This is a genomic window from Streptomyces sp. NPDC021224 (assembly GCF_044332905.1).
Taxonomy (GTDB): domain Bacteria; phylum Actinomycetota; class Actinomycetes; order Streptomycetales; family Streptomycetaceae; genus Actinacidiphila.
Window position 1 is genome coordinate 139,000 of record NZ_JBIRPW010000013.1, and the last position, 23,412, is coordinate 162,411.

General features: G+C 74.8%; 22 protein-coding genes. 14 read left to right on the forward strand and 8 right to left on the reverse strand.

Annotation, left to right across the window (positions count from 1 at the left end):
• Positions 1–90 precede the first annotated feature (90 nt).
• From ACH4PY_RS27730 to ACH4PY_RS27755, 6 genes are all read right to left on the reverse strand, one after another.
• A complete protein-coding gene (locus ACH4PY_RS27730; protein ID WP_398188519.1) occupies positions 91–1,413 on the reverse strand; it encodes an extracellular solute-binding protein in 1,323 nt (440 codons plus the stop codon).
• A complete protein-coding gene (locus ACH4PY_RS27735) occupies positions 1,413–2,243 on the reverse strand; it encodes a carbohydrate ABC transporter permease (RefSeq protein WP_031519658.1) in 831 nt (276 codons plus the stop codon). Before ACH4PY_RS27735 ends, ACH4PY_RS27730 begins: the two co-directional genes overlap by 1 nt.
• An 80-nt stretch (positions 2,244–2,323) precedes the next feature.
• The gene (locus ACH4PY_RS27740; protein ID WP_398188522.1) at positions 2,324–3,277 is read right to left on the reverse strand and encodes a carbohydrate ABC transporter permease; all 954 of its coding nucleotides are present in this window, start codon (positions 3,275–3,277) and stop codon (positions 2,324–2,326) included.
• Positions 3,274–4,329 carry a LacI family DNA-binding transcriptional regulator gene (locus tag ACH4PY_RS27745; protein ID WP_398188525.1) on the reverse strand — a complete coding sequence of 352 codons (1,056 nt, stop codon included), beginning with the start codon at positions 4,327–4,329 and terminating at the stop codon, positions 3,274–3,276. The genes ACH4PY_RS27740 and ACH4PY_RS27745 overlap by 4 nt, the downstream gene beginning before the upstream one ends.
• A 299-nt stretch (positions 4,330–4,628) precedes the next feature.
• Positions 4,629–5,546 carry a dihydrodipicolinate synthase family protein gene (locus ACH4PY_RS27750; RefSeq protein ID WP_398188528.1) on the reverse strand — a complete coding sequence of 306 codons (918 nt, stop codon included), beginning with the start codon at positions 5,544–5,546 and terminating at the stop codon, positions 4,629–4,631.
• Positions 5,546–7,003 (reverse strand): sialate:H+ symport family MFS transporter, encoded by a 1,458-nt coding sequence (locus ACH4PY_RS27755; protein WP_398188531.1) that lies wholly within the window; start codon positions 7,001–7,003, stop codon positions 5,546–5,548. Before ACH4PY_RS27755 ends, ACH4PY_RS27750 begins: the two co-directional genes overlap by 1 nt.
• 101 nt (positions 7,004–7,104) lie before the next feature.
• Here ACH4PY_RS27755 and ACH4PY_RS27760 point away from each other — a divergent pair, with 101 nt between their 5' ends.
• The 7 genes from ACH4PY_RS27760 (at position 7,105) to ACH4PY_RS27790 (ending at position 14,336) form a co-directional block, all read left to right on the forward strand.
• The gene (locus tag ACH4PY_RS27760) at positions 7,105–7,854 is read left to right on the forward strand and encodes a FadR/GntR family transcriptional regulator (protein ID WP_398188534.1); all 750 of its coding nucleotides are present in this window, start codon (positions 7,105–7,107) and stop codon (positions 7,852–7,854) included.
• 190 nt (positions 7,855–8,044) lie between these two features.
• Positions 8,045–10,492, forward strand: coding sequence for an FUSC family protein (locus ACH4PY_RS27765; RefSeq protein ID WP_398188538.1), 2,448 nt, complete (start codon positions 8,045–8,047; stop codon positions 10,490–10,492).
• 113 nt (positions 10,493–10,605) lie between these two features.
• Positions 10,606–10,827, forward strand: coding sequence for a DUF6381 family protein (locus tag ACH4PY_RS27770; RefSeq protein ID WP_398188541.1), 222 nt, complete (start codon positions 10,606–10,608; stop codon positions 10,825–10,827).
• Between the two features lie 39 nt (positions 10,828–10,866).
• Positions 10,867–12,057, forward strand: a complete 1,191-nt coding sequence (locus ACH4PY_RS27775) for an alpha-hydroxy-acid oxidizing protein (protein ID WP_398188544.1) — start codon at positions 10,867–10,869, stop codon at positions 12,055–12,057.
• A 56-nt stretch (positions 12,058–12,113) separates the two neighbouring features.
• Positions 12,114–12,578: a hypothetical protein gene (locus tag ACH4PY_RS27780; protein WP_398188547.1), complete on the forward strand. Its 465-nt coding sequence runs from the start codon at positions 12,114–12,116 to the stop codon at positions 12,576–12,578.
• Between the two features lie 64 nt (positions 12,579–12,642).
• Positions 12,643–12,993 (forward strand): YciI family protein, encoded by a 351-nt coding sequence (locus ACH4PY_RS27785; RefSeq protein ID WP_398188549.1) that lies wholly within the window; start codon positions 12,643–12,645, stop codon positions 12,991–12,993.
• Between the two features lie 17 nt (positions 12,994–13,010).
• Positions 13,011–14,336 (forward strand): RNA polymerase sigma factor, encoded by a 1,326-nt coding sequence (locus ACH4PY_RS27790; protein ID WP_398188552.1) that lies wholly within the window; start codon positions 13,011–13,013, stop codon positions 14,334–14,336.
• 18 nt (positions 14,337–14,354) lie between these two features.
• On the opposite strand, the gene ACH4PY_RS27795 is transcribed toward ACH4PY_RS27790, so the two are convergent.
• On the reverse strand, positions 14,355–14,900 hold the full coding sequence (locus ACH4PY_RS27795; RefSeq protein ID WP_398188555.1) for a hypothetical protein: 546 nt from the start codon (positions 14,898–14,900) through the stop codon (positions 14,355–14,357).
• 329 nt (positions 14,901–15,229) lie between these two features.
• On the opposite strand from ACH4PY_RS27795, the gene ACH4PY_RS27800 reads away from it, so the two are divergent.
• The 3 genes from ACH4PY_RS27800 to ACH4PY_RS27810 all read left to right on the forward strand — a co-directional run bounded on the left by ACH4PY_RS27800 (position 15,230) and on the right by ACH4PY_RS27810 (position 17,849).
• Complete coding sequence (locus ACH4PY_RS27800) at positions 15,230–15,682, forward strand: MarR family winged helix-turn-helix transcriptional regulator (protein ID WP_398188558.1); 453 nt, start codon at positions 15,230–15,232, stop codon at positions 15,680–15,682.
• A gap of 101 nt (positions 15,683–15,783) precedes the next feature.
• The gene (locus ACH4PY_RS27805) at positions 15,784–17,169 is read left to right on the forward strand and encodes an MFS transporter (protein WP_398188636.1); all 1,386 of its coding nucleotides are present in this window, start codon (positions 15,784–15,786) and stop codon (positions 17,167–17,169) included.
• 95 nt (positions 17,170–17,264) lie between these two features.
• Complete coding sequence (locus ACH4PY_RS27810; RefSeq protein WP_398188561.1) at positions 17,265–17,849, forward strand: isochorismatase family protein; 585 nt, start codon at positions 17,265–17,267, stop codon at positions 17,847–17,849.
• A 44-nt stretch (positions 17,850–17,893) separates the two neighbouring features.
• Here the strand turns inward: ACH4PY_RS27810 and ACH4PY_RS27815 are convergent, their stop codons facing one another.
• The gene (locus tag ACH4PY_RS27815) at positions 17,894–18,469 is read right to left on the reverse strand and encodes a GbsR/MarR family transcriptional regulator (protein ID WP_398188564.1); all 576 of its coding nucleotides are present in this window, start codon (positions 18,467–18,469) and stop codon (positions 17,894–17,896) included.
• Between the two features lie 104 nt (positions 18,470–18,573).
• On the opposite strand from ACH4PY_RS27815, the gene ACH4PY_RS27820 reads away from it, so the two are divergent.
• The 4 genes from ACH4PY_RS27820 (at position 18,574) to ACH4PY_RS27835 (ending at position 23,343) form a co-directional block, all read left to right on the forward strand.
• Entirely contained in the window at positions 18,574–19,479 is a 906-nt protein-coding gene (locus ACH4PY_RS27820) for an ATP-binding cassette domain-containing protein (RefSeq protein ID WP_398188566.1), read from the forward strand.
• Complete coding sequence (locus ACH4PY_RS27825) at positions 19,476–21,074, forward strand: ABC transporter permease (protein ID WP_398188568.1); 1,599 nt, start codon at positions 19,476–19,478, stop codon at positions 21,072–21,074. The genes ACH4PY_RS27820 and ACH4PY_RS27825 overlap by 4 nt, the downstream gene beginning before the upstream one ends.
• Positions 21,075–21,111: 37 nt before the next feature.
• A complete protein-coding gene (locus ACH4PY_RS27830) occupies positions 21,112–21,882 on the forward strand; it encodes a thioesterase II family protein (RefSeq protein ID WP_398188571.1) in 771 nt (256 codons plus the stop codon).
• Positions 21,883–22,077: 195 nt separating this feature from the next.
• Complete coding sequence (locus ACH4PY_RS27835) at positions 22,078–23,343, forward strand: cytochrome P450 (RefSeq protein WP_398188574.1); 1,266 nt, start codon at positions 22,078–22,080, stop codon at positions 23,341–23,343.
• The last annotated feature ends 69 nt before the right edge of the window (positions 23,344–23,412 follow it).

Genomic DNA, 23,412 nt, shown 5'->3' on the forward strand with positions numbered 1-23,412 from the left:
GGAGGGGAGAAGGAGGGGGAGTGGGAGGGGCGGAGCCGGCCGGTCCGGGCGTGACCGGAACCGGCGGCTCCGCGGGCGGCGCGCGGCGGCTCAGGTGCGGTAGCGGTCGAAGACGCGGTTGCCGTCGCGCACGAGCTTGTCGCGCAGCCCGTCCAGGCCGATGGCACCGCCGTAGAACTGCTGGAGCGCGGGCGTGGCGACCTTGTCCGACCACTCCGGGTAGCCGCGCCGGCCCAGCGCGGGGGAGGCCACGAGGTGCGCGGCGACGGACATGCCGGTACGCCAGCCGAGCGTGTCGGCGGTGAGCGACGGGTCGCGCAGCGCGTCGCTGCCGGTCGGGGCCATCCAGTCGCCGCGGGCCAGCCGCACCAGGTGCGGGGTCTGCGTCATGAAGTCGATGAACGCGGCGGCGGCCTCCTTGTGCTTGCAGCTCTGGGCCACCGACAGCGTCTGCGGGCTGACGCCCTGCGCGCGCCCGCCGTCCGGCGCCCCGGCGCCGACCGGCAGCGGCAGCGTCACCCAGTCGAAGCCCTTGGGTGCCTGCTGCTGTATCTGCTGGCGGTAGGAGAGGTTGAGCGGGAGCATCGCGTACCGTCCGGCGAAGAAGCCGGGCAGCGCGTCGCCGCCGCTCATGCCGAGCGCGCTCGCGGGGGCCGAGCGGTCGTCGTGGACCTGGCGGCGGACCAGTTCGGGGAAGGCGGAGTCGGCCGCGCCCAGGCGCACTTCGGTACGGCCGCCGGGCCGCGCGTAGAGGATCCGCCCGCCGGTGGTGAGCGCCAGGTTCAGCGTCACGCTCACCGGGGAACTCATCGGCCACGCCACGCCGTACCGTTCGGCGCGGCCGCCGCCCTGGTGCGACAGCTCGCGCGTGACGTCCTCGAACTCCTGCCACGTCCAGGGCGAGGCCGCGTCCGGCAGCCGTATGCCCGCCCGGACCAGCAGCGCGCGATCGGCGACGAGCATGCGCGGCTCCTGGAGGAAGGGCACCCCGTACAGCCCGCCGCCGAAGCGGGCCATGTCCCAGACGGCGGACGGGATACGGGCGAGGGTCGCGGTCGGCAGCAGCGGGGTGAGGTCGGCGAGGTAGCCGCCGGAGCCGAAGTCGGTGAGGTCGTTGCCCTCGTCGTGGATGACGTCGGGCGCGGCGCCGCCCTCGAAGGAGGTCAGCAGCTGGTCGTGGACGTCGTCCCAGCTGCCCTGGACGTAGCGGACCCGTACCGCGGGGCCGGTGGCGTTCCACTGGTCCACCAGCGCCTTGTTGGCCTTGACCGACTCCTCCTGCCAGGCCAACGACAGGAAGTCCAGCGTCGGGGTACCCGATCCGGCCGACGTGCCGCAGCCGGCCAGCAGCGGGCCGCCCGCGGCGGAGGCGGCGGCCGCGGCGGCGCCGCCGACCAGTGTCCGGCGCCGCATCAGCCCTTCACCGCCCCGGAGAGCATGCCGCCGACCAGGCGCTTTTGGAGCAGCGCGAAGAAGACCAGGCTGGGCAGGGTGGCCAGCAGCGCGGCGGCGGCGAGCGGGCCGAGGTCCGCGGCGCCCTCCGCACCGGTGAAGTGGGTCAGGATCACGGACATCGTCTGCTTCTCCGGCGTCTTGAGCAGGACCAGGGCGAAGAAGAACTCGTTCCACGCGGTGACGAAGGCGAACATCAGCGTCGCCACCAGGCCGGGCGCCAGCAGCGGCAGCACCACGCTGCGCAGCGTGCGCCAGCGCCCGCAGCCGTCGATCGCGGCGGCCTCCTCCAGCGTCACCGGCACGGCTCTGACGTAGCTCTGCAGCATCCACAGCACGAAGGGCAGCGTCCACACCACGTAAACGACGGCCAGGCCGGGGCGGGAATCGATCAGCCGCAGATTTTTGAGCACCATGAACAACGGGATGATGACCAGCACCAGCGGGAACATCTGGCTGACCAGGATCCAGCCGGTCCCGGCCCGGCTGACGGCGCCGCGGAAGCGCACCATCGCGTACGCGGCGGGCACCGCGACGGCGACCGACACCACCGCGGCCGCGCCCGCCACGAGCAGGCTGTTGAGGGCGGCGTGCAGCAGCGGCTGCTCGTCCAGCGCGGTGCGGAAGTTGTCCAGCGTCGGATGCCGGGGCAGCCACGTCGGATCGACCGAGCCCAGCTCGCGCGGCGACTTGAAGGCCGTGGACAGCAGCCACAGCAGCGGGAAGGCGAGGAAGACCAGGTAGCACAGCAGCGCGGCGTACTGCCCGGTGCGGCCCGCGCGGCGGCGCAGCACCCGGCGGCGCGGCTCGGGAGCGGGCACGGGCACGGCCTTTGGACCGGACGCGGGGGTGGCGGGGGTGGCGGCGGCGCTCACTGGTCGGTCTCCTTCAGCCGGTTGCGCAGGAAGACGGCGAGCAGCACCGCGATCACCGCGGTCATCGCCAGGCCCATGGCCGCCGCGTAGCCGTACTGGCCGTAGCGGAAGGCCTCCTCGTAGGCGAAGAGCATCGGCAGCCGGGTCTTGCCGCCGGGACCGCCGCCGGTCAGCACGAAGACCAGGCCGAAGGCGTTGAAGTTCCAGATGAAGTTGAGCGCGGTGATCGACAGCACCACCGGCCGCAGCGTCGGCCAGGTCACGGTGGTGAAGCGGCGCCACAGGCCCGCCCCGTCGATGCCCGCCGCCTCGTGCAGCTCCAGGGGGACGTTCTGGAGGCCCGCGAGCAGCACCACGGTCGTCTGCGGCATGCCCATCCACACGCCCACCACGACGACCGAGGGCAGGGCCAGCGACAGACTGGACAGCCAGTCGGTGTGGCCCGAGGTCAGATGCAGATGGCGCAGCGTGTTGTTGAGGACGCCGGCGTCCGGGTTGTAGACCAGCCGCCACATGATGCCGACGACGATCTCCGGCATCGCCCACGGCACCAGCGCGAGGGTGCGGGCCAGCCAGCGCAGGCGCAGGTTCTGGTTCAGCAGCAGGGCAAGGCCCAGGCCCAGTGCGAGCTGGAGGACGGTCACGCACACCGCCCAGACCAGGCCGATCCGGAAGGACTCCCAGAACAGCGAGTCCAGCCGCAGGTCGGCGAAGTTGTCCAGGCCCGTGAAGGACGTCGAGCGCGTCACGCCGGACTGCGCGTCGGTGAACGCCAGCGCGATGCCGTAGCAGAGCGGGACCACGCTCAGCACCACCACCGGGATCAGCGCGGGCAGCAGCAGGAACCAGGCGTCGCGGTCCAGGCCCAGCGTCCGGCGGCGGGCGAGCGCGGTACGCGGCGGGGGAGTGCCGGCCCCCGGGCGGGGCGCCTCGGCGGCGACGGCGGTCATGACGCGCTCCCCGCGGCGGCGGCGGTGGCGCGGTGCGCCCGGACGGCGCCCGTCGAGGCCCGGACCACCAGCCGCGGCGGTACGGTCGGGCAGCGCACCGGGTGGCGGCCGCCCTCCAGCCGGTCGACCAGCATCTGCGCGGCCAGCCGCCCGCGTTCGGCCGAGCCGAGGTCGACGCTGGTGAGCGCCGGGCGGCCGGCCCGGGCCAGCTCGCTGTCGTCCATCCCGGCCACCGCGAGGTCGTCGGGTATGCACAGGCCGCGGTCGTGGGCGGCGTGCGCGGTGCCGAGAGCGAGCTGGTCGTTGGCGCACAGCACGCCGTCCGGCCGGGGGCGGGCGTCCAGCAGCCGGTGGGCGGCGCGGGCGCCGGCCTCTATGCCGAACTCGGCGGTGACGGTGAGCGCGGGATCGGGTGCCAGGCCCGCCTCGCGCAGCGCCGTCTCGTAGCCGGCCCGGCGGTTGCGGCCGGGCACGGTGTCGGCGGGCCCGCTGACGAAGCCGATCCGGCGCCGGCCGCCCTCCAGCAGGTGGCGCACCGCGAGGACGGCGCCGAGCACGGAGTCGGCCCGTACGCTGTCGACCGCCGCCGGGTCGGGCAGCGAGCCGATGACGACCACCGGGCGGGCGGCCGCGGCGAGCACCTCCAGATGCGCGTCGGTCACCCGGATCGGGCACAGGATCAGCCCGTCGCTGGTGCGGTCGGCCAGGCTGCGCACCACGTCCAGCTCGTCCTCGGTGACGGCGCCGGTGGAGTGCAGCAGCAGCCGGTAGCCGAGCGGTTTGGCCACCGCCTGTATCTGCCGGACCATCGAGACGTACGCCGGATTGCCGACGTCGGGCATCGCGAAGGTGAGCTGACGGGTCCGGCCGCCTTTGAGGGATCTGGCCACGCCGTTGGCCACGTAGCCCAGTTCGGCCGCGGCCTGCTCCACGCGGCGCACCGTCGAGGGCCGGGCCCCGTGGCCGTTGAGCACGCGGGAGACGGAGGCGATGGACACGCCCGCCCGCTCCGCGATGGTCTCCACCGTGGGCGGTCCGCCGGAAGTCGTCATGGTCGTCCCCTCACTGTGCCGTTGGGCGGGTACGCGCCGGTGATCGCGCGTCAGTGGTCTGCGAACGTGCTGTAAACGTTTACAGAGTGATCCCTCGTCAGGCCCTCGGTATGAGGGGAGGCCGTCCGCATGTTGCGCGGAGGTTTCGCTGACGATCAGTCAATTGTGACCTGAATCACGGCACGAGGGGAGGGGTTCGACGAATTCTGTCCGCGGCCGGCCCGGGGCGGAGCGGAAAGCCGCAGGTGGGGGGCGGCGGACCGCCCCCCACCCGGTCGGTCGGCGAGACCGCCGCCCGGTCAGTCGGCGAGGCCGAGCCCGGCGGCTTCGAGACGGTCGGCGACCGCCCGCGCCTCCGCCTTCGTCAGCGGCAGCAGCGGCGCCTGGGTGTACGCGTGGCGGATGACCCCGCGGGCGGCGAGCGCGGCCTTGAAGGCGCCGAGCGCGCCCGACATCCGGCCGATCCGGGACCGGTCGGCGACCTCGACGATCCCGAACAGCGCGGTCAGCCGCCGCTGTTCGGCCGCGGCCGCGGCGGTGTCCCCGGCCCGCACGGCGTCGTAGAGGCGCACGTAGCCGTGCGGGTCGACATTGCCCAGGCCCGGCACGATGCCGTCGGCGCCGCGGGCCATCGCGAGGTCGGCGAGCGTCTCCGAACCGGTCAGCACGCCCGCACCGCTGCCGGTCGCGCCGTCGAGCACGCGCTGGAAGGACTCCAGGTCCCCCGACGAGTCCTTGACCGCGGCGATCACCTTGGCCTGGGCCAGCTCGCCGAGCAGCGCCGGGGGGAGCTTCGTGTGCACGTTGGAGGGGATGTCGTAGGCGACGACGGGCAGTTCGAGCCGCCGGTGCAGCAGCTCGTAGTGCGCCCTGACCTCGCTCTCGCCGACACCCACGTAGAACGGCGCGGTGACCACGACCGCGGCCGCGCCCAGCGCCTGGGCGCGGCGGGCGTGGTCGAGCACCCGCAGGGTGCCCGTGTCGATCGCACCGGCCAGTACCGGGACCTGCCCGGCGGCGGCGCCGACGACCGTGCGCAGCGCGGTGTCCCGCGCCGCGTCCGTCAACTGGGCGATCTCGCCGGTGGACCCGCCGACGAACAGGCCGTGCACGCCCGCGTCCAGCAGGAAGCCGGTGAGGCGTTCCAGCGAGGCGGTGTCCACCTCCCCGTCCTCGGTCAGCGGGGTGCACAGGGGAGGGACGACTCCGTGGAACATCAGACCTTCTCACTTGCCGGTGGTTCGACTGCTGCGGATTCTCCTGCTGTCGCGGCGTGCCGCCGGTCGGCGGCGCGCTGCACGCGCGCCGGTACGTCGAAGCCGACCAGCAGCACCACGACGGCGGTCAGGGCGGCGCCGAGCACGGCCAGCGCGGTGCCGAGCCCCAGCGGCCCGGCGATCTTCTCGCCCAGGACCGGCGCCGCGGCGCCGCCGAGCGCGCCCACGTTGTAGCTGAACCCGAGTGCGGCGGCGCGCATGCCGACCGGGTAGTGCGAGCTGATGTAGCTGGGCAGCACACCCGAGGCGCCCTGGCTGGTGCCGACCAGCAGGAACAGCAGCACCCACAGGGCCACGGTGTGCCCCTCGCCGAGGGCGAAGACCGGGTAGACGAAGGCCAGCGAGACGACCAGCATCCCCACGTACGCCCGCCGGGTGCCGAACCGGTCGCCGAGGTAGCCGCTGACGACCGAGCCGACCGCGTAGCCGAAGCCCGCGTACAGCAGTGCGTCGGAGACCTGCCCGGGGTCGTAGTGCAGATCGTTCTTCAGATAGGTCGGCAGCAGCGACTGGAGCGGCCAGGAGTAGAGGAAGGCGCAGAAGACGGTGACCATCAGCCCCACGACGACCGGCCACAGCCGCTGCGCGAAGCGCACCGCGAGCGCCACGAAGCAGGCCGCGATCACCGCGACCAGCAGCAGCGTGACGGCCAGCGACTGGTTGCGCAGCACCACCAGCAGCGCGACCGCGGCGACCAGGCACGCCGGGACCGTCCACCATCGGCTGCCGCGCGCGAAGAGCAGCGCGGTGGCGCTGACCGGGCGCTCGCCCGCGTCCTTGGAGCGCTGCCACTCCTCCGCCTCCGGCAGCCTGCGGCGCAGCCAGATCGCGAGGAAGACCGGGAGGATGCCGATCCAGAACAGCACCCGCCAGCTGGTGTGCGGCACCACCCACGCGTACGTCTTGGCGGCCAGCACCCCGCCCAGCGGGTAGCCGGACAGCAGCATGCCGCTGGCGGTGTTGCGCATCCGGCGCGGCCAGCTCTCGATGATGTACGTGGCGCTCGCGCTGTACTCGCCCGCCATGCCCAGCCCGACGACCATCCGGAAGGCGAACAGCGACCAGTAGTTCCACGAGAAGCCGCACAGCACCGAGCCGACCGCGTACAGCGCGATGCTCAGCACCATCGCGGGGCGGCGGCCGAAGCGGTCGCCGAGCGCGCCGATGGCCAGGCCGCCGAACCAGCGGGAGACGAACGCGGCCGACACCAGCGTCGCGGCGGTCACGCCGGACAGGTGGAAGTCGTGCGCGATCTCGGTCAGGACCAGGGAGATCAGTCCAAAGTCGAAGCCGTCCATGGCGTAGCCGAGCCATGCGGCCGAGAAGGCTCTCCAGTCCCGCCGGGAGAGTTCGGCGCGCCAGCGCAGCGGGGGCGCGGCGTCGTATGTGCTGCTCATGTGCTCGCATCCTCGGGAGCCGGGGTCGTCGTCGGAGTCGCTTCTGGACTCATGGGACGTAGGACGTCCGACGTCCTACGCGTGGCGGTAACGTAGGCCGCATGTCAGCTCAGCGCAAGCCCCCCGAGGTGGCGGCCACCCCGGCCGACCGCCCGCGCCGGCCCAGCGTGCAGGACCAACTGATCGACCTGATCGTGGAGTTGGACCTCGACCCGGGCGAGGTGCTGCCGCCGGAACCGGAACTCATGCGCACTCTGGGTGTCAGCAGGAACTCGGTGCGTGAGGCACTCAAGGGCCTCCAGGCGCTCGGCATCGTCGACATCCGGCACGGCTACGGTACCTACGTCGGCACCGCGCAGCTGCGCTCCCTCGCCCCCGGCCTGCTCTTCCACACCCGGCTGGCCGTGCGCCGCGACAACCCGCGCGGGCTGCTGGACATCGTCGAGGTCCGCGCGCTGCTGGAGTCCGGCCTCATCCGCCGCTCGGCGCTGGAACTGGACGACGCCGACCTCGACCGGCTGCGCGCCGAACTCGACGCGCTGGAGGCCGACGGCGACGCGGGCCGCGCCGGACACGACCGCCGCTTCCACGAGCTGCTCTACGAACCGCTCGGCAACGCCCTGGTGCTCCAGCTCATCGCGCTCTTCTGGGACGTCTACCGGCAGGTCGAGAGCGAGGTCGGCAAACCGCACACCGCCCACGGCCAGGTGGTGCGCCAGCACCGCCGCGTCCTGGAGGCCGTCGCCGCCCGCGACCCGGACGCGGCCGCCGCCCGGATCGCCGAGCACTTCGCCGACATCACCGGCCGCTTCGACCGCTGGACCGGCACGCCCCGCCCGGCGCCCGGCTGACACCCGCCCCGGCGCGCGCCGGGTCCGGGCGGCACGGGCGCGGCGCGTTCGTACCGCGCGAACCACCGGGGGCCTACGGGCGGTGCGCGCGCCGCGCGGTGCGCTGCCCCCGGGCGGCCCGCCCAGCGGCGATACTCGACGCCGGCGGTGACCCGGGCCCGGGCGCCGCCTCCCCGCGGAACGGAGACGTATGGAGACCACGAGCCGCGGCACGGCGGACCGCGACCGCGGCCCCGGCACCGCAGGGCTGCCCGCGCGGGCCCTGGCCTGGCTGCGCAAGCGCGACCCGGGTCTGGCCGCCACCCGCCGGGCCGGGCGCGGCGCCATCGTCATGCCGGGGCTCTTCGCGCTGTGCAGCCAGGTGATCGGCTCGCGCGAGATGGCCAGCTTCGCCGCCTTCGGGGCCTTCGCGATGCTGCTGCTCGTCGACTTCGACGGCCCCGTGCCGCGCCGGCTGCGCGCCATGGCCGCGCTCGCCGTGACCTGGGCGGTGCTGATCTGCTGGGGCACGGCGGTCTCCCGGATCACCTGGCTCGGGGTCCTGTCCATGGCGGTGGTCGGCTTCGCGGCGCTCTTCTGCGGCATCGTCAGCTCCACGCTGGCCGGCGCCACGACCGCGCTGCTGCTCGGCTTCATCCTGCCGGTGTCGCTGCGCGCCCCGCTCTCCGCGCTGCCCGACCGGCTGTCCGGGGCGGGACTCGCCGCGGGCGCGTCGATGCTCGCCGCCGCGCTGCTGTGGCCGCGCCCGGCGACCGACCCGCTGACCGGGCCCGCCGTCGCCGTCTGCCGGGCCGTGGCCGCCCGGCTGCGCGTCGAGGCGGCGCTGGTGCTCGGCCCGGAACCGCCCGACGACGCGCGCTGCGCGCAGGCCACCACCGACGTCGCCGAGGCCGGGAACCGGCTGCGCCGTGCCTTCGACGGCACCCCCTACCGGCCGACCGGCCTGTCCACGGGGGGCCGCGCGCTGGTCCGGCTGGTCGACGAGCTGACCTGGCTCACCGCGATCGTCGCCCACGGCGGTACGCCCCAGGACGCCGCCCGCGGCCGCGCCGCGGCCCCCTGCCGGGTCCGCCTCGCCGCCGCCGAGACCCTGGAGCGCGCCGCCGACCTCCTCACCACCCGCACCGCCGACCCCACGCCCCTGCGCACCGCCGCCGACCGGCTGCGCGAGGCGCTGGAGACGCTGGAACGGGACGCCACGAGCCGGCTCCCGGCACCCGGCGGAGAGCGTGAGCGGGACGAGCGCGGGTCCGGCGGGCGCGAAGCGGCCGTTCCCGGCCGGGACGGGGGCACCGGTCAGGGCGGCGCCGAGGCCGTCCCGGGGCGCGCGCCGGGCCCGGAAGGCGCCGGGGACGCCGATGTCACCGCCTTCCTCGGGGCGCTCGACGCGTCCTTCCGGGCGCAGGAGCTGAGCTTCGCGGTGCTGCAGATCGCCGCCAACGTCGAGCTGGCCGCCGCCGCGGAGCGGCGCGGGTGGGCCGACCGGCTGCTGGGGCGGGCGCCCCGCGGGCTGCCGTCCGCGCCCGAGGCCGCGCGGGAGCGGGCGGCGGCGCACTTCTCCGCGCACTCGGTGTGGCTGCACAACAGCGTGCGCGGCGCGGTGGGGCTCGCCCTCGCGGTCGCCGTCACGGACGTCGCGAGCGTGCAGCACTCCTTCTGGGTCGTGCTCGGCGCGCTCTCCGTGCTGCGCTCCAACGCCCTGAACACCGGGCAGAACGCGGTGCGCGGCCTCGCCGGGACCGTCGCCGGGTCGGTGCTCGGCGCCGGGCTGCTCCAGCTCATCGGGCACGACAGCGTGCTGCTGTGGTATTTGCTGCCGGTCGCGGTGCTGCTGGCCGGTGTGGCGCCCGCCGCGATCTCCTTCGCGGCGGGCCAGGCCGCCTTCACCGTCACCCTGGTGATCCTCTTCAACATCGGGCAGGTGCCCAGCTGGCGCGTCGGCCTCTTCCGCGTCGAGGACATCGCCATCGGCTGCGCGGTGAGCCTGGTCGTCGGGGTGTTCTTCTGGCCGCGGGGCGCGGCCGCGGAGGTCGACAAGACCATGGCGACGGCCTACCGGGACAGCGCGGACTACCTCGCGGACGCCGTCGACTACGCGGTGGGCTGCTGCTCCGCCGGGCCCGAGCCCGCCGCGGCCCCGCTCGCCGCCGGGCGGCAGGCCGCCGCCGCGGCCCGGCGCCTCGACGACGCCTTCCGCGGCTACCTCACCGAGCGCGGGCCCAAGCCCGTGCCGCTCGCCGAGATGACCGCGCTGGTGACCGGTGTGGTCGGGCTGCGGCTCGCCGCGGACGCGGTGCTGGGGCTGTGGCAGCGGGCGGGCGATCCGCACACCGACGCCGAGCGGGCCGCGGCCCGTACCGAGCTGCTGTCCGCCGCGGACGGCGTCTCGGCCTGGTACCACGGGCTCGCGGACGGCATCCGGGGCGGCGAGCCCGTTCCCGCGCCGCAGCCCGACGACCCCGCAGCCGACGCCCGGCTCGCCGCCGCCGTACGCCGTGACCTGCGCGACGAGCACGGGCAGGCCACCGCCACCGCGGTCCGTATCGTCTGGACCGGCGACCACCTGGCCGCCGCGCGCCGCCTGCAGTCCTCCCTCGCCGTCGCCGCGACCCGCACCCGGCCCCGTACCCCCGCCTGACGGGCCGGGCGCGGGGGTGGTGCGGCGGGCGGGGAAGGGGCCTGGGTGGCCGCGCGGCGCGGAGCCTGGTTCGCTGGAAGGCGAGGACATCCCACGGCAAGCGAGGTCCCGCCATGACGGAGCAGGGCACGACGCAGCAGGACATGACCGAGCAGGAAGCCTCCCACCGCCACGTCGAGCAGTTGCGGGAGCAGGCCCAGCAACTGGAGGACGACGCGGCGCACGCGGCGGACGCCGCCGAGCGCAGCTCGCTGGAGAAGCGCGCCAGGCAGTTGGAATCGGACAGCGATCAGGAGAGCATGATGGCCGCCGGGGACATCTACCCCGCGCAGTAGCCGGCCCGCGCCGCCGCCCGACCGCGAGGACAACACCATATGAGCGACCAGCCGCCGCAGCTCCCGCAGCCCTCGTTCGGGAACTACCAGAACGACATCTACCTGCGCGCCCTCGGCGGTGTGCTGCCCGACCTGCCGATGGCGTACGCGGAGCTGGAGCGGCGCGCGGCCGCCGCGCTGCCGCCCTCGGTGTGGTCGTACGTCGCCGGTGGCGCGGGCGACGAGGCCACACAGCGCGCCAACACCGAGGCCTTCGCGCGCTGGGGCCTGTACCCGCGGATGTTCGTCGGCGCGAGCGTCCGGGATCTGTCCGTGGAGCTGTTCGGCAGGACCTGGCCCGCGCCGCTGTTCATGGCGCCCATCGGGGTGCTCGGGCTGTGCGCGCAGGACGGCCACGGCGACCTCGCCGCCGCGCGCGCCGCGGCCCGCACCGGTGTGCCGATGGCGGCCTCGACGCTGTCGGTGGACCCGCTGGAGGACGTCGCCGCCGAGCTGGGCGGCACACCGGGCCTCTTCCAGCTCTACACGCCCACCGACCGCGACCTCGCCGAGAGCCTCGTCCGGCGGGCCGAGCAGGCCGGATACGCCGCGATCACCGTCACCCTCGACACCTGGGTCACCGGCTGGCGCCCGCGCGACCTCGCCACCGGCAACTTCCCGCAGCTGCGCGGCCACTGCCTCACCAACTACCTCACCGACCCGGTTTTCCGGCGACTGCTCGGCAAGGACCCGCGCGACGACCCGCAGGGCGCCGTCCTGCTCTGGACGCAGCTCTTCGGCAACCCGCTGACCTGGGACGACCTGAGCTGGCTGCGCTCCCTCACCACGCTGCCGCTGGTCGTCAAGGGCATCTGCCACCCCGAGGACGCCCGCCGCGCCCGGGACGGCGGCGTGGACGGCGTCTACGTCTCCAACCACGGCGGGCGCCAGGCCAACGGCGGCCTGCCCGCGCTGACGGCGCTGCCCGACGTGGTCGCGGCGGTGGACGGCCTGCCGGTGCTCTTCGACTCCGGGGTGCGTTCCGGCGCCGACGTGGTCAAGGCGCTCGCGCTCGGGGCCACCGCGGTGGGCCTCGGCCGCCCGTACGCCTACGGCTGCGCGCTCGGCGGCACCGACGGCATCGTGCACGTCCTGAGGACGGTGCTGGCCGAGGCCGACCTGATCATGGCCGTGGACGGCTACCCGACCCTCGCCGACCTCACGCCCGCCGCCCTGCGCGCACTGCCCTGACCCGCACCGCCACCCGCGCCGGGGGCGTTGTCAGTGGTGCGTGGGACGCTGCCCGCATGACCGTACGAAGCCTGCTGGATCTCGACCGGGCGCTGCGCGCCTCCTGGGCCGCCGACACCTGCTCGCCCGACGACGTCGCGCGCGAGGCGTGGTCGCCGGACAACCCGGCGTGGGGCCACTGCGACATCAGCGCGCTGCTCGTCCACGACTTCTTCGGCGGCGACCTGGTGGTCGGCGAGGTGCACCTCGCGGGCGAGCCCCAGGGCCACCACTGGTGGAACGAGCTGCCGAGCGGCCTGCACATCGACGTCACCAAGGAGCAGTTCCGCCGCGGCCAGCGCGTCACGGGTGCCCGCCGGGTCGTGCGTCCGCCGGGGCCGCTGCCGCGCCGGTGGGAGGAGTACATACGGCTGCGCGAGCGGGTCGCCCGGCACCTGGACGCCCCGCTGCCCGCGCCCGGCGGCGGATCCGCCCCGGCGGGTGTCGATTCCGGGGTCTCCCCGTTCGTCGAAGGGGCGTAAGGCCACGAGAGGCGGCCGGGCCGCGCGCTGCGGCCGGGCCGCCGGGACAGGAAGGACGGGAGCCATGGCGCGCTACCTGCTGCTCATCCACGACAACGAGGAATACGCCGAGACGGCGGGCGAGGACGTGCTGCGCGCGCTCGACGAGGGGCACCGGCGGTTCAACGAGGAGCACAAGGACGTGGTCGTCTCGGGCGAGCACCTCAAGCCCACGTCGACCGCGACCGTGGTGCGCGAGGACGGCGCGGGCGGCCACCTGGTGACCGACGGCCCGTACGCCGAGACCAAGGAGGCCCTGGGCGGCTACTACATCGTCGACGTCCCCGACCTGGACGCGGCGCTCGCCGTCGCCAAGCGGCTGCCCTACTTCGGGCGGCCGGGCGAGGCGGCCGTCGAGGTCCGCCCGCTGTACTGACCGGAGGACGGGCGCAGATGCGGACGACCGGAGCCGCCGGAGAGCCGGCGGCGGACGCGGACGCGGAACGGGCGGCGCAGAACACGGCGGAGTGCTCGGGGGAGTCCGCCGCGACCCGCGCCGTCGCCGAGGCGCACCGCACGCAGTGGGCCTTCGTGCTCGCCGCGACGGTCCGCGTCACCCGTGACCTGGACCTGGCCGAGGAGTGCGTGCAGGACGCCTACGCCAGGGCCCTGGTCGCCTGGGAGTCCGCCGGGGTGCCCGACCGCCCCGCCGCCTGGCTGACGACCACGGCCCGCAACCGGGCCGTGGACGTCGTCCGGCGCGCCGCGTTCCTGCGCACCGCGCTGCCGCTGCTCGCCGACGACGAGGCGGTGGACGGCCCCGCGGACGGCGCCGACATCCCCGACGAGCGGCTGCGGCTGGTCTTCACCTGCTGCCACCCCGCCCTCGCCCCGCAGGCCCAGGTCGCGCTGACGCTGCGGCTGGTGTGCGGCCTGACCACCGCCGAGATCGCCCGCGCCTTCCTCGTCCCCGAGACGACCATGGCCGCGCGCATCACCCGCGCGAAGAAGAAGATCGCCGCGGCCGGTATCCCGTACCGGATACCCGACTCCGAGGAACTGCCCGAGCGGATCGACGCGGTCCTCACGGTGGTGGACCTGGTCTTCACCACCGGCCATGTCGCCCCCGGCGGGCCCGAGCTGCTGCGCACCGACCTGCTCGCGCGGGCCGCCGCCCTGGCCGCGATGCTCGGCGCGCTGCTGCCGGGGGACGCCGAGGTCGCGGGCCTGCGGGCGCTGATCCTGCTGACCGACGCCCGCCGCGGGACCCGGGTCGACGCCGCCGGGCGCCCGGTGCTGCTGGCCGACCAGGACCGCACCCGGTGGGACCGCGCGGCCATCGCGGAGGGCCAGGTGCTGCTGCGCCGCGCGCTGCGCCGCCGCCCGCCGGGACCCTTCGCCCTGCGCGCGACCGTCGCCGCGGTGCACGCCGAGGCGCCGACGTGGGAGGAGACGGACTGGCCGGAGATCGTCGGGCTGTACGACCTGCTGCTGCGCCGCCGCCCCACACCGGTGGCCGCGCTCAACCGCGCCGTCGCCGTCGGCTTCGCCCGGGGCCCGGCGGCGGGCCTGGCCGCCCTCGACGCGCTCGCGGCCGAGCCGCAGCTCGCGGGCTACCCCTACGCGGCCGTCGCACGCGGCGAGTTCCTGCACCGCCTGGGCCGTACCGACGAGGCCGCGTCCGCCTTCCGGGCGGCGCTGCGCAGCACCGCCAACGAGGCCGAGCAAGAATTCCTGCGCGCCCGCGTCGCCGCCCTCACGGCCGGTGACGGGACGTGAAACCGGCACGCCCCGCGGTCAGTCCAGCGAATCCGACGAGCCCGGGATCGACATGAAGCGGATACGGGCCGCGTCGCCGCTCAGCCCGAACGGGGCGCCGATCGCCTCCCAGGTGACCAGGCCGCGGTGCGCCTCCTGGGCCGCCGCGGCGCTCCACATCGGGGCCAGGCCCTCCACCCGGGCCGCGACCCGCAGCGCGGTGAGCTGCTGCCGCTCGGACAGCTCGCCGATCCGCCGCTGGAGCGTGCCGAGCAGCTGCTCGACGTCCTGCGGGATCAGGCCCTCGGCCGCGGCGGTGTGCCGCTCCCAGTCCGCGTACGGACCGGTGTCGCCCTCGTAGCCCTCGGTCGCCTCGTCGTCGCCGAAGTCCACCGGGTGCGCGGCCGAGCCCCGCCAGCCGCAGGCGCACGCGCCCTTCACGGCCACCGCGCGCGGCCCGTCGGCGCCGTTGTACGACCACCACGGCATCCGGCTGCCGTCCTGCTGCGGGCCCGGTTCGCCGCCGTCCGCCAGCACGGCGGCCACGAAGCCCTCGTGGCGCCCGGTCTCGTCGATCCAGCTCATGCCGTACAGCCTCTCGTCCGCCGGAAGGTTTCCCAAGGCTCGCGGGCGGACTGACGCTGCGTCAAGGTGGCTCCCGGCGGCCGGCCCGAACGCACCGGCCGGGATCGCGCGCCCCTTCGATTCCTCCCGCCGACTACGTCCGCGCGGGCGCGTACTGCGTCCCGGGCCGTGCGCCGGCGGGCGAAATCCGCCGTGCCGCCCGCCCGCGCAGCCGCGCACCCGGGCCCCGTCCGTCCGTGCGCGTCCGCCCGCCCGCGCCCGGCCGAAAGACAGCTCAGACTGCACACCCGAGGTTGCGCAGTCTGAGCTGTCTATCTATCGTGGGGGCCGTGAACGACGACAGCGCCCTCCCCGAACCCGCGCGGCAGGCCGCGCGCGACGTCGTGGTGGTCTTCAACCGGCTGCGCCGCCGCCTCCGGGAGGTCGCGGTCGACGGGGACCTCACGCCCGCCCAGGCCTCCGTGCTGGTCCGGCTCGACAAGGGCGGCCCGGCGACGGCCAGTGAGCTGGCCTTCGTCGAGCGGGTGCGCCCGCAGTCGATCGCCAAGGTCGTCGCGGCGCTGGAGGCGGCCGGACTGGTCACCCGCAGCCCCGACCCGCACGACGGCCGCCGCCAGCTCGTCGCGCTCACCGACCAGGGCCGCGCCCGCCGCACCGGCGACCGGCGCGCGCGGGAGACCTGGCTGGCCCGCGCGCTCGCCGAGCACGGGACCCCCGAGCAGATCGCCGCGGTCACCGAGGCGATGGCGCTGCTCGACCGGGTCTCCGGGGCGGAGGAGTGACGGCACCCTCCGCGCGCTCCGCGCTCACCGCCCTCGCCGGGCGGATACGCCGCGCCCGCACCCGGGACCCGGGCGGCTTCGACCGCCGCCTGATATCCCCGATGATCCTCGGCTCGGTCCTCAACCCGGTCAACTCCTCGATGCTCGCCGTCGCGCTCGTCCCGATCGGCAAGGCCTTCCACGCCGCCCCCGCGCAGACCGCCTGGCTGGTCACCGCGCTGTACCTGGCGACCGCCGTCGGCCAGCCGGTCATCGGCCGCCTCGTGGACACCTACGGACCCCGGGTGCTCTATCTCACCGGCACCGCCCTGGTCGGCGTCGCGGGCGTGCTCGGTGTGGCCGCCCCCGACCTCGGCGTGCTGATCGCCTCCCGGGTGCTGCTCGGCTTCGGCACCTCGGCGGCCTACCCGGCGTCCATGTACCTGCTGCGGACGGAGTCCGCGCGCACGGGCGCGAGCAGCCCCACCGGCATCCTCGCCGGGCTGTCCATCGCCAACCAGGTCGTCGCCGTCATCGGCCCGACGCTGGGCGGCCTGCTGATCGCCGCGGGCGGCTGGCACCTCATCTTCGCCGTCAACGTGCCGCTGTCCGCCGCCTGCCTGGTGCTCGGCGCCCGGCGGCTGCCGCGCCGGGCCGCGCTCCCCGCACTGGGGGCGCAGGGCCCGGGGCGCGGGGTGGACGTGCCCGGCATGGTGCTCTTCGCCGCGACCCTCACCGCCTTCATGCTCTTCCTGATGCGGCCCGTCCCCGGCCGGTGGTACCTGCTGCCGCTCACCGCTGCAGCCGGCGCCGCCTTCACCCGCCGCGAGCTGCGCACCGCCGACCCCTTCGTCGATCTGCGGGTGCTGCGCGGCAACACCCCGCTGCTCGTCACCTACGGCCGCCAGCTGCTCGCCTACACCACCTCCTACGCCTTCCTCTACGGCTTCCCGCAGTGGCTGGAGGAGGGCAGGTCGCTCAGCGCGTCCACCGCGGGCCTGATCCTGCTGCCGATGTCCGCCGCGGCGATCGGGGTGACCGCGCTGACCGGGCGGCGCGCCGAGGTGCGCGGCAAGCTGCTGGCCGGAGCCGTGGTGCAGGTCGCCGCGAGCGTGGCCCTGCTGCCGCTCGGTGCGGACGACGCCGTGTGGCTGCTGGCGCTGGTCGGCGCCGCCGCCGGTGTCCCGCAGGGCCTCGTCGGCCTGGCCAACCAGAACGCCCTCTACGCGCAGGCCGATCCGCGGCGCATGGGCTCCTCCGCCGGGCTGCTGCGCACCTTCGGCTACCTCGGCGCGCTGCTGGCCTCCGCGGGCTCCGCCGCCTTCTACCGGGACGGCGCCGGCACCACCGGGCTGCACCACCTCGGCTGGATGCTCGTCGCGATCTCCGTGCTGCTGCTCGCCCTGACCCTCCTCGACCGCTCCCTGGCCGCCGTCGGCCAGGAGGCCGCGGCCCCCGCCGCCGCCCGCGACGGCGACCCCCCGACCCGTACGTCCGGGCCCCGCTGAGCCGCGGCCCCGCCGTACGCCCGTGCCCGCCCCGGGCACCGGCTCCCGCCACCCGGCGCGAGCCCCCGCGCCCGCCACGAAAGGCCTCCGCCGCCATGGCTCTCACCACGCTCGACCCGAGCACCGCGCTGGTCGTCATCGACCTCCAGAAGGCGCTGCTCGGCATCCCCGGCACCCCGCACCGCACCGCCGACGTGCTGGCCCGCTCGGTCGAGCTGGCCGACGCCTTCCGCGGCCGCGGCCTGCCGGTGGTCCTGGTCCGGGTGACCTCCGCCCCCGACGGCTCGGACCAGGCCCCCGGGCGCACCGACGCCGCGCGCGGGGTCGGCCCGCTGCCCGAGGGCTGGGACCAGCTCGCCGACGAACTCGCGGGCCACGACGGCGACATCGTCATCACCAAGCGCAACTGGTCGGCCTTCTACGGCACCGACCTCGACCTCCGGCTGCGCCGCCGCGGCGTCACGCAGATCGTCCTCACCGGAGCCGCCACCAGCATCGGCGTGGAGTCCACCGCCCGCTACGCGCACGAGCACGGCTACCACGTCACCGTCGCCACCGACGCGGTCACCGACATGGACGGCGACGCCCACCGCAACAGCCTGGAGAAGATCTTCCCCCGGCTGTCCGAGAGCGGCACCACCGCCGACATCCTCGCCCTGCTCGCCCGCACCCACGCCTGACCCGCCGCCGCCCGACCGCCCGCCGCCCCCATGGCGGCGGGCGGTCAGCCCTGCCCGGGCACGGGCGGCAGACTCCGTGCCCGCAGCGCCTTCCAGCGGTCCAGCACGTCGGCCATCTCCTGCTGGGCGAAGCCGAAGAAGTCCCGCATCTCCGCGATCCGCGCCCCTGCCCGGGTGCCCGGTCCGCCGAGCGCGTACGTGCCCCGCTCGGTCGCGGCGATGATGCGGGTGAACATGCCGTGCTTGGTGGCCGCGGCGGCGTACCAGGTGTCGTCGGGCAGCACGTACAGATCGCTGCGCGAGCCGGGCACCGACTCCCGCCCCACGAGCCCGACCTGGGCGAGGTAGCGCACCGCGCCGGAGATCGCGGCCGGGCTCACCGTGAGCAGCTCCGCGAGCCGGCCCGCCGTCAGACCGCGCTCCTCCGAGGCCATCAGCGTCATCAGCACCCGTGCGCTCATCCTGGGCACGCCCAGGTCGGCGAACAGCATGGCCGTCTGCTCGACGAAGCGGCGGGTGTCCTCCTCGTCCCGCCCGATGACGTCCGGCGCTTTGACGTCCCGCGCTCTGACGTCCGGCCCGACCGCGTCCGCCCCGATCCCGTCCCGTCCGACGGACATGACCGACCATCTCCTCCCGGACCCGTGCGCCGGAACCGCGCACCCGCGTATGCATTGTGTCATGAAACTTCACAACTCTGTGAAGATGTCGATACTGTCGTTTCGTGAACGGAAACGACGACGTGATCAACACATCAGGATTACGCAAGCAGTTCAGGCAGGCCGTCGCCCTCGACGGACTGGACCTGACGGTGGCCCAGGGCGAGGTCCACGGACTGCTCGGGCCCAACGGGGCGGGGAAGTCGACCACCATCCGCATCCTGCTCGGACTGCTGCGCGCCGACGGCGGCACCGCCACCCTCTTCGGCGGCGACCCCTGGCGCGACGCGACGGAACTGCACCGCAGACTCGCCTACGTCCCCGGCGACGTCAGCCTGTGGCCCGGCCTGACCGGCGGCGAGACCATCGACCTGCTCGGCTCGATGTACGGCGGCCTGGACACCGCGCGGCGCGACGCCCTGGTGGAGCGCTTCGAGCTGGACCCGAAGAAGAAGGGCCGCGCCTACTCCAAGGGCAACCGGCAGAAGGTCGCCCTGATAGCCGCCCTGGCCTGCGACGCCGACCTGCTCATCCTGGACGAGCCGACCTCGGGCCTCGACCCGCTCATGGAGGCCGTGTTCGGCGACTGCGTGGCCGAGTTCACCGCGCAGGGCGGCACCGTCCTGCTGTCCAGCCACATCCTGGCCGAGGTGGAGCGGCTGTGCGACCGGGTGTCCATCGTCCGGCAGGGCCGCCGGGTGGACACCGGGACGCTCGACGAGCTGCGCCACCTGTCGCGCACCACCATCATCGCGACCGTCAGCCGCCCCGTCGCCGGGCTCGACGCCGTCACCGGGGTGCACGAACTGGAGACGGACGGGCTCCAGCTGCGCTGCCAGGTCGACCCGGACGTACTGGAGAAGGTGCTGCGCCTGGTCACCGACGCCGGGGTGCGCTCGCTCGTCAGCCGCCCGCCGACCCTCGACGAGCTGTTCCTGCGCTACTACTCCGGCACGGAGGGCACGCGATGAGCCGCGGCGCCCCCGCCGGGACGACCGAGCTGGTCAAACTCGCCTCCCGGCGCGACCGCCTGCTGCTCGCGGTCTGGGCCGACGCGTTGATCGGCAGTTCCTTCTCCACCGCCTACAGCCTCAAGGACCTCTTCCCCGACGCCGCGGCACGGCGCAGCTTCGTCGACGGCATCCGGGGCGCCTCCGGGGCGGCGCCGCTGTACGGCGCCGTCAACGGCACCTCGCTGGGCGCGCTGACGGCGTGGCGGCTGGGCGTCGTCGCCGCCGTCGCCGCGGCCGTGATGTCGGTCATGCTCGTCGTCCGGCACACCCGCGCCGACGAGCAGACCGGCCGCCAGGAACTCGTCGCCGCCGGGGTCGTGGACCGTACCGCGCCGCTCGTCGCGGCGCTCCAGCTCGCGGTGTCGATGGACCTCACCGTCGGGGTGTGCATCGGGGCGGTGCTGCCGATCCTCGGACTGCCGGTGGCGGGCGCCTTCGCGCTCGGCCTGGCCGTCGCCGGGTGCGGCATCGTCTTCGCCGGTGTCGCCGCCGTCACCGCGCAGGTCTTCGAGTCCGCGCGCACCGCGACCGGCTCCGCGCTCGCCCTGCTGGCCGGCTTCTTCCTGCTGCGCGCGGTCGGCGACACCGACGACTCGGTGACGTGGCTGCGCTGGCTGTCGCCGATCGGCTGGGCGCAGCAGGTGCGCCCCTACGCCGGGGACCGCTGGTGGGTGCTCGCGCTGCCCGCCCTCGCCGCCGCCGTCCTGGTCGCCGTCGCGCTGCGGCTGCTGGAGCGGCGCGACTACGGCGCGGGCCTGGTCGCCGCCCGGCCCGGCCCCGCCCGCGCGGGCGCCGCCACCCGCGGCGCCTTCGGCCTGGCCTGGCGGCTGCACCGCGGCACGGTGCTGAGCTGGACCGGCGGCGTGCTCGCGGGCGCGCTCGTGACCGGCTCCTTCGTCAAGAACGTCGACGTCCTCGCGGGCGGCGCGAGCGTGCGCAAGCTCATGACGGAACTCGGCGGCACGCAGGACCTCCAGGACGCGTATCTCGCCGCGCTCATGGGTACGTTCGGGATCATGGCGGCAGCCCTCGCGCTCAGCGTCCTCACCCGGGCCCGGGCCGAGGAGGCCGACGGCCGGATCGAGCTGGTCTTCTCCGGCACGGTCGGCCGCGCCCGCTGGGTGACCAGCCATGTGGTGATCGCGGCCGGTGGTGCCACCGCCGTGCTCGCCGCCGCGGGGCTCGGCACCGGCCTGTCCTACGGGCTGAGCGCGCACCGCCTCGGGCACGGCCTGGGCAGCATGCTCGGCGCCGCCTTCGCCCAGCTCCCGGCGGTGCTCGCGGTCGGCGCCATCGCCGTCCTGCTGCTGGCCGCCTTCCCCCGCCTCACCGCGGCGAGCTGGGGCCTGTACGGGATCTTCGCCTTCGTCACCCTGGTCGGACCGTCCCTGAAAGCCGGTCACTACCTGATGGACGTCTCGCCCTTCAGCCAGGTGCCCAAGCTGCCCGGATCGCCGTTCGAGGCCACACCGCTGGTCGTCATGGGAGCGCTGGCCCTCGCCGGCCTCGCCGTCTCGCTCGCCGCCTTCCGCCGCCGCGACCTGCTCGCCTGACCGCGCAGCCGGCCGCCCGCCTCCAGGAGTCGAACCGATGAGCACCTCTGCCGCCGACGTGCTGGACCACGACCCGTGGGTCCGCCGCTACCACCCGTCCGACCAGGCCCTCCGGCTGGTCTGCTTCCCGCACGCCGGGGGGTCGGCCACCGCCTTCCACAAGCTGTCCGCGCTGCTCGCCCCCGGCATCGAGGTGCTGGCGGTGCAGTATCCCGGGCGGCAGGACCGGCGCTCGGAGCCGAGCGCCGAGTCCATCGACGAGCTGGCGGACGCGTTCACCGCCGCCTCGACGGCGTGGCGCGACCGCCCGTACGCCTTCTTCGGCCACAGCATGGGCGCGGTCGTGGCCTACGAGGTGGCCCGCCGGCTGAGCAAGGAGGGCGGACCGCAGCCCGTACGGCTCTTCGCCTCCGGGCGGCGCGCCCCCTCCCGGCTGCGGCCCGGCACGGTCCACCTGCGCGACGACGCGGGCCTGCTCGACGAGCTGCGCACGCTGGGCGGCACCGACGAGCGCATGCTCGCCGACCCCGAGATCGTCCAGATGGCGATCCCCCCGACCCGCAGCGACTACAAGGCCATCGAGACCTACCGCGAGGAGCCCGGCTTCGTGCTGGCGTGCCCGGTGACGGTGCTGACCGGCACCGACGACCCGCACACCACACTGGACGAGGCCGCCGCATGGTCGGACCACACCGAGGCCGCGTGCGACCTGCTGACCTTCCGCGGCGGCCACTTCTTCGTCGACGAGCGGCGCGCGGAGGTGGCCGAGGCCGTCCGCACCGCGCTGCGGGAGACGGCCGCGGGCTGACACCGGGGGACGGATCCGCCACCGCACGGGCGCACCGTGCGGACGACGGCGCCCGGCAGGGGAACACCCCTGCCGGGCGCCGTCGTACCTGCGGAAAGAGCACCGGCGGGCACCGGAAAGCACTGCTTAAGGAGCGGTTGTGAGACTGGCGCGGACCGGTGTTCGCAGCCCGTCCCACACGTGAATCGAGGCACTGTGTCCCCGACGGAAGCCAGGTTCCCCTCCTCCGGCGCGTCCGGCACCGCCCCCGCGCCCGACTTCCTCGATCCGTCGTTCTGGCTGCGGCCGCACGAGGAGCGCGCCGAGGTCTTCGAGCGGCTGCGCGCCCAGCCCGGACCGGAGTTCGTACCGCCGCGCCTGCCGTGGGGGCCGATGGCGAACGGCTACTGGGCGCTCGCGAAGCACGCCGACATCCTGGAGGTCAGCCGCCGCCCGCAGGACTTCTCCTCGGAGGGCGCCACCGGCATGGTCGGCCCGGAACTCGGCGAGTTCTACGGCTCCATGATCACCATGGACAACCCCGAGCACGCCCGGCTGCGGCGCATCGTGTCGCGGTCCTTCGGCCGCAACATGGCGCCCGCCTTCGCGTCCATGTCCCACGAGGTGGCCCGCCGGCTCGTCGCCGCGCTCGTCGAGCGCGGGCCCGGCGACTTCGTCCGCCCGGTCGCCGCCGACATGCCGATCGCTGTGCTCAGCACCATGATGGGCATCCCGCCGGACGACTACGAGTTCCTCTTCGAGCGCACCAGCACCATCATGGGCGCCCTCGACCCCGAGTTCGTCTCCAGCCCCGAGGAGGCCGCCGCCGCCGTCCTCGGCGCCTCCCGGGACCTCGGCGACTACATCGCCGGGCTGCGCGAGGACCGTCTCGCCCACCCGCGCCCCGACGTCGTCACCCGGCTCGTCCAGGTGCAGGAGGACGGCGAGCAGCTGACCGGCCAGGAGCTGGTCTCCTTCTTCATCCTGCTGGTCAACGCCGGTATGGAGACCACCCGCAACGCCATCTCCCGCGCCCTGGTGCTGCTCACCGAACACCCCGAGCAGCGCGCCCTGCTGCTGTCGGACTTCGAGCGGCACGCGCCGAACGCGGTGGAGGAGATCCTCCGGGTGGCCACCCCCATCAACTGGATGCGCAGGACCGCCACCCGCGACTGCGACATGAACGGCCACCGCTTCCACGAGGGCGACCAGATCTTCCTCCTCTACTGGTCCGCCAACCACGACGAGAAGGTCTTCGCCGACCCCTACCGCTTCGACATCACCCGCGACCCCAACCCGCAGCTCTCCTTCGGCGCGCCCGGCCCGCACTTCTGCCTGGGCGCCCACCTCGCCCGTATCGAGATCGCCGCCCTCTACCGCGAACTGCTCACCGCGCTCCCGGAGATCCGCGCCACGGGGGAGCCCAGCCGGCTCGCGTCCAGCTTCATCGAGGGCTACAAGCGGCTCGACTGCGCCTTCTGACCCCTTCGCGCTTCCGGGAAAGCCGCCGGGACGAGCCGAGTTCCGCCGAGAGACCAGCCGACTTCCGCA